Raw genomic sequence first — 12,539 nt, 5'->3', positions numbered from 1 at the left:
AAGTAGGAAAAGAAAAGCTACTTTTTGTAGCGAGAGCATTCGTTCGGATCGTAGTTTTTCTTTTTCAATACGTAGAAGAACATCTGCGACTCATAATTTAAAGGAGTGTATACTGTCATGCGTAAACCAATTATCGCTGGTAACTGGAAAATGAACAAAACAGCTTCTGAAGCAAAAGAATTTGCAGAAGCAGTAAAAAACAATATCCCTTCAAATGATAAAGTGGATTCAGTTATCGGATCTCCAGCATTATTCTTACAAGAATTAATGGCATCAGCTGAAGGAACAGAATTAAAAATCTCTGCACAAAACTGCTACTGGGAAAACTCAGGTGCGTTCACAGGTGAAACTTCACCAGCTGCTTTAGCAGACCTAGGAGTGGACTATGTGATCATCGGCCATTCAGAACGTCGTGAATATTTCCACGAAACAGATGCAGACATCAACAAAAAAGCAAAAGCTATTTTTGCAAACGGCATGATCCCAATCCTTTGCTGTGGTGAATCTTTAGAAACTTATGAAGCTGGAAAAACAGCTGAATGGATCGAAGGACAAATCACTGCTGGACTTGAAGGGTTAACAGACGGCCAAGTAAGCAACATGGTTATCGCTTACGAACCAATCTGGGCTATCGGTACAGGTAAATCAGCTGATGCACAAATCGCTGATGAAATCTGTGGTGTTGTTCGCCAAACAGTTGAAAAATTATACGGCAAAGAAGTTTCTGATGCAGTACGTATCCAATACGGTGGTTCTGTTAAACCAGAAAACATTGCTGAATATATGGCAAAAGAAAATGTTGATGGTGCATTAGTTGGTGGCGCAAGCTTACAAGCTGATTCATTCTTAGCATTATTAGACGCTGTAAAATAATTTGTGAAAATTTGCAAAAAATGCAAGAAATGTTTGCACTAATGCAAGAAATTAACTAAAATCGTATATGAGGGTAATCCCTTAGGAAAAAACAAACTCAAAGGAGAGACAAAACATGTCAATTATTACTGATGTTTACGCTCGCGAGATCTTAGACTCACGCGGAAACCCAACAATCGAAGTAGAAGTATACACAGAAAGCGGAGCTTTTGGCCGCGGAATGGTTCCTTCAGGTGCTTCAACTGGTGAATACGAAGCAGTTGAATTACGTGATGGAGACAAAGCTCGTTATGGCGGTAAAGGTGTAACTAAAGCTGTTGACAACGTAAACAACATCATTGCTGAAGCAATCATTGGCTACGATGTACGTGACCAAATGGCAATCGATAAAGCTATGATCGCTTTAGACGGCACTCCTAACAAAGGTAAATTAGGTGCGAACGCTATTTTAGGCGTATCTATCGCTGTTGCTCGTGCAGCTGCTGACTACCTAGAAGTACCTTTATACCACTACCTAGGCGGATTCAACACAAAAGTATTACCAACTCCAATGATGAACATCATCAACGGCGGATCACACGCAGACAACTCAATCGACTTCCAAGAATTCATGATCATGCCTGTTGGCGCTCCAACATTCAAAGAAGCTTTACGTATGGGTGCTGAAGTATTCCACGCATTAGCATCAATCCTAAAAGCACGCGGTTTAGCTACTTCTGTTGGTGACGAAGGTGGATTTGCTCCTAACCTTGGTTCAAACGAAGAAGGTTTCGAAGTAATCATCGAAGCAATCGAAAAAGCTGGCTATGTACCTGGTAAAGACGTTGTTCTTGCTATGGATGCTGCTTCTTCAGAATTCTACGACAAAGAAAAAGGTGTTTACGTATTAGCTGATTCAGGCGAAGGCGAAAAAACAACTGACGAAATGATCAAATTCTACGAAGAATTAGTTGCTAAATATCCAATCATCTCAATCGAAGACGGCTTAGACGAAAACGACTGGGACGGATTCAAGAAATTAACTGACGTATTAGGCGACAAAGTTCAATTAGTTGGTGACGACTTGTTCGTAACAAACACTCAAAAATTAGCTGAAGGTATCGAAAAAGGAATTGCTAACTCAATCCTTATCAAAGTTAACCAAATCGGTACTTTGACAGAAACTTTCGAAGCTATCGAAATGGCTAAAGAAGCTGGCTACACTGCAGTTGTATCTCACCGTTCTGGTGAAACAGAAGATTCAACAATCTCTGATATCGCTGTTGCAACAAACGCTGGCCAAATCAAAACTGGTTCTCTTTCACGTACTGACCGTATTGCTAAATACAATCAATTACTACGTATCGAAGACCAACTTGGTGAAGTTGCAGAATACAAAGGTTTGAAATCTTTCTACAACTTAAAAAATAAATAATTTTAAATCGGAAAATAAGTACAACTGATTTTCAATCGATACCATCGACTGATTCAGTGACTTACTTCTCCCTTATGAGATTATTCTAAAATACCTTTCTCTTATCATTAAAGATAGGAGGAGGGTATTTTTTTATCCAACAGAGCAGTAAAAGAACACTGAAAATCAACTTGGCGAACGTTTTAAAAAGGAAAGTCTATCCATAATATAGGAATGATTTGTTTCTTAAACTTTACCAATGTATGATTAAAGAAACGGGCCTAAGATCAAGAAATTGTTAATCAAATTTTTGGAGGAAATCAATGAAAACAAAAAGACTTTCAATAAGAAAATTTACTGAGGAGGATTGGCAGGATCTATTTGACTATTTATCCAAAGAAGAGGTTGTTGAATTTGAACCTTATGATGTGCTTAGTATCGAGGAGTGTAAAAAAGAAGCTATTCGACGTTCTCAAGATGATTCTTTTTGGGCAGTATGTGTAGCAGAAACAAACAAATTGATTGGGAACATCTATTTAGCAAGTCAGGAGTTTGACACTTGGGAATTAGGATATGTCTTCAATCCAGAATTTCAAGGGAAAGGTTACGCAACAGAAGCAGCACTGGCTTTGATAGAGCATGCATTCAAAGAAAAACACGCTCATCGGATCTTCGCAAGGTGTAATCCTTTAAATGTTTCTTCGTGGCAATTACTTGAGCGTCTAGGTTTGCGAAGAGAAGGACATCTACGTCAAAATATTTGGTTCAAGAAAGATGGGCAAGGAAAGCCGATTTGGGTAGATACATTTGAGTATGCCATTTTGGCTTCTGAATATTAACTCGTAAAACTTGAAGAGGATGAATCACTTGATAAAAGGCTCGACAAATCAGCAAGTGGCTATTGATAAAGTAGCAGGCAGATTTACAAATTGACTGTTTCTTGCTAAGATATTAAAGGCAAAAAAAGTAAAAATGTAATGGGGAAAATGAATGAGAGCTAAGATTTTTAAAGGATTAAAATGGTTGGGGATCGCGCTGATCAGCATAGTGTTAGTGATCGTAATAGCCTTCCAAGTTTCGCCAAGACCAGGGGCCTTTGTGATTGCTCATTTGTTCAACGATACAACAGCGATCACGAATAAAAAAGAGTATGATCACGCAAAAGCATCGACTAAATTGAGTGCGGACAAAGTCTATCAATCTAAACATAAACAGAACAATTATGATATCTACTATCCTAAAAATAGTGATAAAGCTGTTCCAGTGTTGATTTGGGTACATGGCGGCGGATATGTAAGTGGAGATAAAGCGGGTGTAAAAGAGTTTGCGACAAAAGTAGCAGCAGATACTCATGTAGCAGTAGTGAGTATGAATTATGAACCAGCACCGGCTTCTCAATATCCGAATCAAGTAACGCAAGTCGATGAGTTAGTCCAACAATTGAAGAAAGACAAAGATAAACGGTTGGATCTTTCTAATGTTCTCTTTGGCGGGGACAGTGCAGGCGCTCAGATTGCGTTACAATACGTAACGATCCAAACAAATGAAGAGTATGCTAAAGAAATGAATATAAAACAAAGTATGGCGCCAGAAACAATCAAAGGGACCATTTCTTATTGTGGGCCTGTGGATCTACAACAAACGGCTAAACAACAATCTGATAATCGATTTATGCGCTTTTTCGTTAAAACTGTTGCATGGTCTTTATTAGGACAAAAAGATTGGAAAACGGATGACCGTTTATTCCAAGCTAGTTTAGTTGATCACGTCACAAAAAATTTCCCACCAACTTTTATTACCGATGGAAATGCGTATTCTTTCCAAGAACAAGGGATAGCGTTGGAAAACAAATTGAAAGAACTACAGGTACCAGTTGAAGGTTTGTTTTATAAAGATGAGAAAAAAGAAATCAGTCATGAATACCAATTTGATTATTCTCTACCAGAATCAAAAGAATGTTATGAACAGACTGTGACCTTTATTAACGGATTGTTTTGATGTTAGGCTGCTTTTTTCTTTAGCTTGAGATGCAACACACTTGGCAATATGCTCTTTTGATAAGAAGGATCATCACCAGAAATGAACATGATTTTTGGTGATGATCCTTTTGCATGGAAAGAGGCACACCATAGGTAGAATAATGATTTTTTCGATAAGTATCGAAAGAAAAACACCCTCTATTTTTTGCTTATATGTTTTTACGTATAGTAAGCGGTTGAGTCTTAAATAAGCCTTTCAGTCGGTCAGAAACTAAGTTATACTGATTGCGCATATTGGGGCATTCTTACTTGGGTAAACGATGACAAGGATGTTTAAAAATTGGGGGAGATAACTATGCAAAGAAATGCAATCATATTAGAAAAAAACTTAACAGCCGGAGAAGTTGGCAATGTAGCTGGCATTTTGATGGGACAAATAGCGCAAATCAATCCAGAGGTCTATTTAGATTCAGAAGTGACGGATGCAGATGGTGTTCGTCATGCCGCGATCCGTTATAGCACAGTCGTATTAAAAGCTGGATCAGGGCAAATCGCTAATTTAGCAAAATCACTGAAAGAAAGTGAAACGATATCTAGTTGTGTGTTCACCGCAACAGGGCAGTCCTTAAATAATCAATTTGAGGTCTACCAAGAACAGATCCAAAAAAGTGATTTAGAAAATTTGAAGCCAGTTGGAATTGTCGTTTCTGGTCCAGATGAAGAGGTTAGAGCTGTAACAAAAAAATTCAGCCTACTGAAATAAGCGTTTCTTGTATTATGTATGGTTGACCAGCTTGGATTATTGAACAAAAAATGAGTATGGGACAAATCTAAAAATCAGTTTTGCCACAGACTCTCAAATAAACGGCGGGAGCAGAAGCAACTCCTTCGGAAATAAGCCGAAGGAGTTGCTTCTGCTCCCAGTCGCTTTTTTTTTTCAATTTCTCAAACCTAAACGACTTTTATCTTGACCTCATTTTTCTATTGAGAGGTCACAGCTTCTTTTGTGATGATCAAACATGAAATGCCTAAATTTATTACACTTTGGTATTAAGTCAGATGTTCAAGAGTTGGCATACCCAACGAATCGTTCAGTAGCATAGTGAAATGAACAGGATCACTGCTGATTTTCTTTTAGCTGACTGCCGATTCTTCCTCGTTTTCCTAAAGCAACGACTACGAATGCCACGAGGATTAAAGAGAGCAGTCGATCAAGATAATCTGTTCCAGCTTGAACAAGGATCGTGCTCATCGTTAGATCCATTCCTAGACCATGCAGCAATTGGACGATCATACTGGAACCAGAGGATGTGATGCCACCGAATAGCTTTACTGTGATGAGGGACGAAAGGATCGTTCCTGGTAAAGACAACACAAATGCCCAAAAAATCAGAGTGAAACGATTTTTCTTTTGGTATAATCGCTGATAAAAAATGATTCCTGCTAGCAGCCCAGTGATCATTTGGACAGGCGAATAATACAATGAAAAGATATCAGTAGTAAAACCGCTCAATACACCGCTAGTTATACCTGTCAGTACACCAAACACAGGTCCAAGCAAAGCACCAGCGAAGATCGTACCGATAGAATCTAGATAAATCGGCAAGCGCAGCCATAAAGCAATTGTTCCACCAATATAATTTAGTCCAATACATAAAGCGATAATCGTGATTGTTCTTGTTGTTATTCTTTTATTCAACATTTTTTTCATCCCATCTTTAATCTTTCCAGATCTTTTTTAATCGTTTCTTCTTGTGCATTTAAAAGAACGGTCAAAAACTTCCGAAAAAATAGATGAGAATCTACTTCAGTCATGATGATACTATTAGCAGGTTTTTGCCAAAAATCAAATCGATCAACTAAAGTTTGTCCTCGACTGATACCTTGTGTTTCAACGGCTGTGTAACTGGCAAAACCTTGACATAGCTGTTCATCGATAAAATAAGCAACAGCTAAAGGATCGTTGATCACACAACCAAGAATTCGTTCTTGCTGCCAATGAAAATCAAAGTAAAAGCGAGTGATGTCTTTTAAAAACTTGCCTTCAGTTGGATTCATTTGACAGCAGTATTCAAGTATCGTAGGGGTAAAGACGATTTCCCTAGTGACATCTAACCCCACCATTTCAATGGTTTTCCCAAGCTTCTCAAAAACAACTGCAGCCGCTTCAGGATCGCACCAGTAATTATACTCTGCAACAGGAGAACAGTTTCCATGACTTTTGTATGTGCCACCCATTGAAACGAAACGTTCTAAGTGATTGCCGATGCGAGGATTTTTGATAAGGGCACTGGCAATGTTCGTCAATGGTCCAAGTGCGATGATCGATGTGTCCCTTTCTTCAGAAAAGTAGCGAACAAGAAAGTCAACGGCATTTATCTGTTCTGCTTGTTTTTCATGGACCGGTGGGAAATTTGTTTCACCTAAGCCGTCCATCCCGTGAGTATCTTGGGCGCTGATAAATGGTTGTTTCATCGGTTTAGCCATTCCTTGATAAACAGGGATGTCTAATCGTCCACATCGGTTTAAGCACGTAAAAACATTTTGCGTACCTAACTCGACAGGAACATTTCCACAGACAGTGGTAATGGCGACTACCTCGATTTCAGATGATTTGACCGCATATAACAGAGCCAAAAGATCATCTATTCCAGGGTCGCAATCAATGATTACTTTACGCATTATTTCCAATCTCCTTTCTTTAGAGATCCTTAGTTTTTTATTCTGGGAAGTTTCCGAACCAGTCCAAGGAAAATCCTTGATTCCAATGCACGAACCTAGTATACTGGCTTTTAAATAAATTGTAAACGTTATTTAATATTAAGAAACAGGTATGAGCACTGAGATAAAATTATTTTTCTGCAGATCGAAGGGGAAACCTTGAGCAGTTTTTTTAGAAAATGTTACAATAAAGAAGAATAGAATCATCGATATTAGGGTAGAAAGTACGATTAAAAACGATAGAAAGTGGGGAAGATAAGTGATTGTATTTTATTTGATAGTGGGCATCCTAATTTTAGGCACAGTCATTTATCAAGTTCTTTCTTATTATTATGCAAACAAACTTATCAAGTCTGGTTTACAACGAGGCTATGAATGGTATGAGAGTACCGGACATCAATTAATGGATCCTTCCGCATTGACGACGGTTGAAAGGCAGCGACAACTAGCTGAATCGCAAGCAGAGGACTTTTGGACAAGCGGGAAAGAAATAGAAGTCAAAAGTCAAGATGGTCTCAAATTGATTGGCCGAAGCTTTCACTGCCAACCGAATAGTCACAAGTGGGTGATTTGTGTACATGATTACCGTAGTGATGGAAAGAAAGATATGTCTTATATCGGGAAAAAATATGCCGAAAATGGATTCAATGTGCTGATACCAGATCTAAGAGCGCATGGAAAAAGCGAGGGAGAAATCATCGGGATGGGTTGGCTCGACCGGCTCGACTTGATCGTGTGGATCAATTATGTGTTGAATCAAGATCCGTCTGCAAAAATTATTTTACATGGTGGATCCATGGGCGCTTCTGCTATCATGATGGCAAGTGGAGAAAAACTCCCTTCTGCAGTCCGAGGATTTATCTTGGATAGCGGTTTTGTTTCTGTTTACGCAGAATTTCGCTATATGTTGAGCAAATTGACTGCTTTTCCAAAAAAATCCATCATGCGTCATGCAGATCGCTGTGCAAAAAAGTATGCGGGTTATTCATTAAAACAAGCTTCGGCTACCCGTCAGTTAGGCAGTAACCATCTTCCAGTACTGATCGTCCATGGAGAAAATGACCATTTCGTTCCAACAGAAGCGGCTTATACTATCCAGAATGCTACAGCTGGTGATAAAGCACTGCTTTTAGTGCCAGAAGCGCAACATCTAGAAGCAGCGGTAAAAGCCCCTGAGACATATTGGACGGTGGTCTTCTCGTTTATCGAACAACGGATTCGTCTATAATGGAAAAGCAGTTCGAGTATAAATAATTGTCTGTAGGAAAGTAGACTGTTAAAATCAAGATGAACAAAATAAGTGGTCGATACAAGGAGTGTTGTGAAATGGAAATCAAAGAAGAAAAAAGCCGTTTGGTATTGCTGAATGCTGAAGAAGAAATAGGCGAAATGACATGGTCAGATGCTGGACCAGACATTATGATCATTGATCATACATTTGTTGACCCAGCTTATCGCGGACAAAAACTAGCGGAAAAATTAGTATCTACAGGCGTAGAAATCGCCAGAAGAGATGGGAAAAAAGTGATTCCGTTATGCCCTTACGCTAAAAAAGAATTTGAAAGAAAACCAGAATATCAGGACGTTTTACGAAAATAACCTTTGCTTTCTTAACGAAGAGTTGCCAGGATCACTAGATGGTTTTGGCAACTCTTTTTTTGTTGATGAGTGTGGAACAAAAGTAAGAAACACTTTTGTCCCAGCCTCGTCTCTCTTGAATGGTTTTAGATAAAGTAGGGAGTTGTAGGTATTTTTCTAATATGATAGAATGAGAGAGATGATATCTTTTAGAAAGGAGGCTGCCATATGTATAATCTAATTTTAGGAATCGTGATCGTTTTATCTATTGTAATGGTGATCGCTATTATGATGCAGCCGAGCAAACAAAATAGTGCAGCGAGCGCATTTACAGGTGGCGCTGATCAATTGTTCGGAAAACAAAAAGCACGTGGCTTTGAAGCTGTGATGCAACGCTCGACAGCGGTAATGGGTGCGATTTGGATGATCTTATTATTTGTACTTGTCTTTTTATCTTCGAAATAAGCGAAGAGGACAGCTACTTGTTTCAACCTGAATCATAGTTTTTATATGCACACAGGATGGATCAGCAGTCTGTTTATTGCTTAAGTATAGGTAGAAGTTTAACAAGAGGCTGGGACAGAAGTGTTTAACTCCGAGAAATAAGAAGAAATTCACGAAAATTGCTTTTCAAATTTTTGTGAATTTTGGCTTATTTCCGAAGGAGTTGCTTCTGCTCCCACCGTTTATTCGTTTTTAAAGCATGAGACAAAAGTGTTTCTTACTTTTGTCCCACGCTCAATGATGAATGAACCAGAAAAGAGCAGCGGCGGATGTCACGGCTCTTTTTTTCTTTTTTAGAAAAGCTGTTTTACGAGAAGGGTTCATGGAAACTATGGTAAAATGAAGAGAACGAGGTGAACCAAATGAAAAGTCTACCAAAACCCTTATATGGGAAGCATGGAAAACGTGCCGTGCTTTTATTACATGCGTATTCTGGGAGTCCGAATGATGTACGAATGCTTTGCCGTTTTTTGGAAAAATCTGAGTATACAGTCTATGCTCCTTTATTTGAAGGACATGGAACACTGGACCCTGAAGATATTTTATCTCAAAAAGCGGAGAACTGGTGGAAGGACACACAAAAAGCGATTCAGTTTTTAAAATCAGAAGGCTTTTCTCAAATCGCCGCATTTGGCTTATCAATGGGAGGGATTTTTGCTGTTCGTGCATTGGCAGATGAGTCTTTGATCGGGGGAGGATTTTTCTGTTCGCCGATTTCTCCTGTGGAAAATCACGTACCAGAAAATTTTGAGAAATACGTTCGGCAAGTATTGAAATTTGCTGGACAGTCAGATGAAGCAATCGAAGCTGCAACAGCAGGTTTTAGACCAATGATACGCAGACAATTAGAAGAAATCCAAAATCAGGCAACAATTACAGAAGGAAAACTTTCTGAGATCCAATCGCCTATTTTTATGGCACAAGCGGGGCAAGATGAAATGATCGACCCCTATGGTGTGTTTGAGACCGCTAAAAAGATGGCTGAAAAAAGAGTGACACTTCAATGGTATCCCAACAGTAAACATGTGATTACTGTAGGTGATTCAAGAAGGATACTCGAAAAAGATGTGTTGGATTTCTTAGAAAATCTACCTTGGAATGAGGAATCAATATGACCAAAGAAACGTTGAAAGAAAAAATTATTTTCTTTATTGAAAGCAGTCGCAAAAAAAGCTTTTCAATGGAAGAAATTGCCCAAGGACTAGGGCTGGAAAAAAGTGAAGATTTCAAATTACTTGTACAAACGATCGCTCAGATGGAAAGAGAGCAAACAGTTGTCTTTACCAAAAAAGGAAAAGTGAAATTACCATTGCAGCCTATTTTAGTAGAAGGTACCTTTCGGGCAAATGAACGGGGGTTCGGTTTTGTGACGATCGATCCCGAAGAAGACGACATTTATATCCCTAAAGAGGCAACGGGTTATGCGATGGATGGGGATACAGTAGCAATCGATATCATCAAAACCGCAGATACAGCGATGGATCGTGGAGCTGAAGGAAAAGTAGTCGAGATCCGCAAAAGAGCCACTACACAACTTGCCGGAGAATTCGTTGCTTATCCCGAAGAAGAAATCAAAGAAACAGATCTATATGGTGTAGTTATCCCTAAAGATAAAAAAATGAATCAATTCAAAATCTACGCTGCCGCAGAAGGAATCCGTCCTGTTGATGGTAGTATCGTAATGGTCGAATTGACCCATTATCCAGAAAAAAACTATGCCACAAGTTTAGAAGGAATCATCAAACAAGTCATCGGGCATAAAAATGATCCAGGTATGGACATCTTATCCATTGTGGTCTCTAATGGTATTCCTACGCAATTTCCTGATGATGTCTTAACAGAAGCTGACCATGTACCAGATGAGATCAGCGAGAAGGATCTCATCGGTCGTAAAGACTTGAGAGATCAGTTGATCGTGACGATCGATGGAGAAGATGCCAAAGACCTGGATGATGCAGTTACTGTAAAAAAACGGGCAAATGGCAATTATTTTCTTGGTGTCCATATTGCAGATGTGTCGTATTATGTGACACAAGGCAGCCAATTGGACCGTGAGGCCTACGAACGAGGAACAAGTGTCTACTTGACCGATCGAGTGATCCCAATGATCCCTCAGCGACTCTCAAATGGTATCTGTTCCTTGAACCCCCATGTTCCAAGATTGACGATGAGTTGTGAGATGGAGATCGATCCGACTGGAAAGGTGATTTCTCATGAGATTTTTCCTAGTGTGATCCAAACTACTGAACGTATGACCTATACAGCTGTCAACCAAATCTTAGAGGAGCAAGATGAAGCGGTCATGGAACGCTATGAACAACTCGTACCGATGTTCCAAGAAATGAAAGAGCTGCATGATATTCTTGAAGAGATGCGGATCCGTCGTGGTGCGATCTCCTTTGAAGACCGTGAAGCAAAAATACTAGTAGACCCAGATGGCCATCCAATGGATATCCAATTGCGCAGCCGAGGAGTAGGGGAACGATTGATCGAGTCCTTTATGTTGGCAGCAAATGAAACTGTCGCAGAACACTTCTATAAGCAGCATTTTCCATTCATTTATCGGATCCATGAACAACCGAAAGAAGAAAAAATGCAACGGTTCTTTGATTTTGCTTCGGCTTTAGGAATCGTCGTTCAAGGAACAAAAGGTTCGATTACACCGAAAGATTTACAAAAAGTCATCGAGCATGTAGAAGATAGACCAGAATCTGCAGTGATCAATACGATGCTATTGAGAAGCATGCAACAAGCACGTTACTCAGAAGACAATTTTGGACACTATGGGTTAGCAGCAGAATACTATACCCACTTTACTTCGCCAATCAGACGATATCCCGATCTGATCGTCCATCGGTTGATCCGTTCGTACGGACAAGATGCTAGTGATACAAACAAAACATATTGGGAAGGCGAGTTACCTGAGATCGCAGACCACAGTTCGAAAATGGAACGTCGCGCGGTAGAAGCGGAACGTGAAGTCGATTCAATGAAGAAAGCTGAATTCATGATGGATAAAGTCGGAGAAGAATTCGACGGCATCATCAGTTCGGTTGTCAAGTTTGGCTTATTTATCGAATTGCCGAATACGGTAGAAGGATTGATCCATATCAATGAATTGAAACAGGATTATTTCCACTTCATCGAAAATCACTTAGCTTTAGTTGGGGAACGAACTGGGTTGACTTTCAAAATTGGTCAGAAAGTTCGTGTCAAAGTCACGAAAGCTGATCCAGATGAACGAGCAGTTGATTTTGAACTCGTATCTGCGGAAGAAGTAGCATCCCTTGAACGACCTAAAACTCAGCGAAAAGGTAGACCCGTGAGCCGACAAAATAGAAATAGCGAACGTTCGGATAAAAAAGGGAAAAAGAATCCGCGCACGAACGATCGTAAAAATGCGAAATCAACCACAGGTAAAAAAGGGAAAAAACCTTTTTATAAAGGAATCAAAAAGAAAAAGAAGAAAAAATAACAAGTTATTCGTTTGG

12 protein-coding genes and 1 riboswitch are annotated in these 12,539 nt (G+C 39.4%); of the genes, 10 read left to right on the top strand and 2 right to left on the bottom strand.

The genetic code is table 11. The annotated features are described in order from the left end of the window. The first annotated feature begins 117 nt into the window (after positions 1–117). The 5 genes from tpiA to CJZ72_RS01245 all read left to right on the top strand — a co-directional run bounded on the left by tpiA (position 118) and on the right by CJZ72_RS01245 (position 5,008). Entirely contained in the window at positions 118–873 is a 756-nt protein-coding gene (gene tpiA, locus CJZ72_RS01265; RefSeq protein ID WP_005878431.1) for a triose-phosphate isomerase, read from the top strand. Between the two features lie 115 nt (positions 874–988). Beyond that, positions 989–2,287 carry a phosphopyruvate hydratase gene (eno, locus tag CJZ72_RS01260; RefSeq protein ID WP_005878433.1) on the top strand — a complete coding sequence of 433 codons (1,299 nt, stop codon included), beginning with the start codon at positions 989–991 and terminating at the stop codon, positions 2,285–2,287. Positions 2,288–2,589: 302 nt separating this feature from the next. Beyond that, on the top strand, positions 2,590–3,105 hold the full coding sequence (locus tag CJZ72_RS01255) for a GNAT family N-acetyltransferase (RefSeq protein WP_081134240.1): 516 nt from the start codon (positions 2,590–2,592) through the stop codon (positions 3,103–3,105). Positions 3,106–3,256: 151 nt separating this feature from the next. Beyond that, on the top strand, positions 3,257–4,264 hold the full coding sequence (locus CJZ72_RS01250; protein ID WP_081134241.1) for an alpha/beta hydrolase: 1,008 nt from the start codon (positions 3,257–3,259) through the stop codon (positions 4,262–4,264). A 336-nt stretch (positions 4,265–4,600) separates the two neighbouring features. Beyond that, positions 4,601–5,008 (top strand): DUF2000 family protein, encoded by a 408-nt coding sequence (locus CJZ72_RS01245; protein WP_005878439.1) that lies wholly within the window; start codon positions 4,601–4,603, stop codon positions 5,006–5,008. 354 nt (positions 5,009–5,362) lie between these two features. On the opposite strand, the gene CJZ72_RS01240 is transcribed toward CJZ72_RS01245, so the two are convergent. Both CJZ72_RS01240 and CJZ72_RS01235 read right to left on the bottom strand, forming a co-directional pair. Further along, positions 5,363–5,947 carry an ECF transporter S component gene (locus CJZ72_RS01240; RefSeq protein ID WP_053109380.1) on the bottom strand — a complete coding sequence of 195 codons (585 nt, stop codon included), beginning with the start codon at positions 5,945–5,947 and terminating at the stop codon, positions 5,363–5,365. A gap of 5 nt (positions 5,948–5,952) precedes the next feature. Then, entirely contained in the window at positions 5,953–6,927 is a 975-nt protein-coding gene (locus CJZ72_RS01235) for a nucleoside hydrolase (RefSeq protein WP_081134242.1), read from the bottom strand. Between the two features lie 23 nt (positions 6,928–6,950). Continuing rightward, a riboswitch (PreQ1 riboswitch) is annotated at positions 6,951–6,995 on the bottom strand. A gap of 230 nt (positions 6,996–7,225) precedes the next feature. Between CJZ72_RS01235 and CJZ72_RS01230 the strand changes: the two genes are divergently transcribed. The 5 genes from CJZ72_RS01230 to rnr all read left to right on the top strand — a co-directional run bounded on the left by CJZ72_RS01230 (position 7,226) and on the right by rnr (position 12,523). Beyond that, entirely contained in the window at positions 7,226–8,194 is a 969-nt protein-coding gene (locus tag CJZ72_RS01230; protein WP_081134243.1) for an alpha/beta hydrolase, read from the top strand. Positions 8,195–8,292: 98 nt separating this feature from the next. Next, entirely contained in the window at positions 8,293–8,565 is a 273-nt protein-coding gene (locus CJZ72_RS01225; protein WP_005878447.1) for a GNAT family N-acetyltransferase, read from the top strand. 207 nt (positions 8,566–8,772) lie between these two features. Beyond that, positions 8,773–9,009: a preprotein translocase subunit SecG gene (secG, locus tag CJZ72_RS01220; protein ID WP_005878449.1), complete on the top strand. Its 237-nt coding sequence runs from the start codon at positions 8,773–8,775 to the stop codon at positions 9,007–9,009. Positions 9,010–9,410: 401 nt separating this feature from the next. Next, positions 9,411–10,163 carry an alpha/beta hydrolase gene (locus CJZ72_RS01215; RefSeq protein WP_081134244.1) on the top strand — a complete coding sequence of 251 codons (753 nt, stop codon included), beginning with the start codon at positions 9,411–9,413 and terminating at the stop codon, positions 10,161–10,163. Next, on the top strand, positions 10,160–12,523 hold the full coding sequence (gene rnr, locus CJZ72_RS01210) for a ribonuclease R (protein ID WP_081134245.1): 2,364 nt from the start codon (positions 10,160–10,162) through the stop codon (positions 12,521–12,523). Before CJZ72_RS01215 ends, rnr begins: the two co-directional genes overlap by 4 nt. Positions 12,524–12,539: the final 16 nt, after the last annotated feature.

The sequence above is a fragment of the Enterococcus durans genome (genome assembly GCF_002277935.1).
In the GTDB taxonomy this organism is placed as follows: Bacteria; Bacillota; Bacilli; order Lactobacillales; family Enterococcaceae; genus Enterococcus_B; species Enterococcus_B durans.
This window is presented reverse-complemented; position numbering and strand designations above follow the sequence as displayed.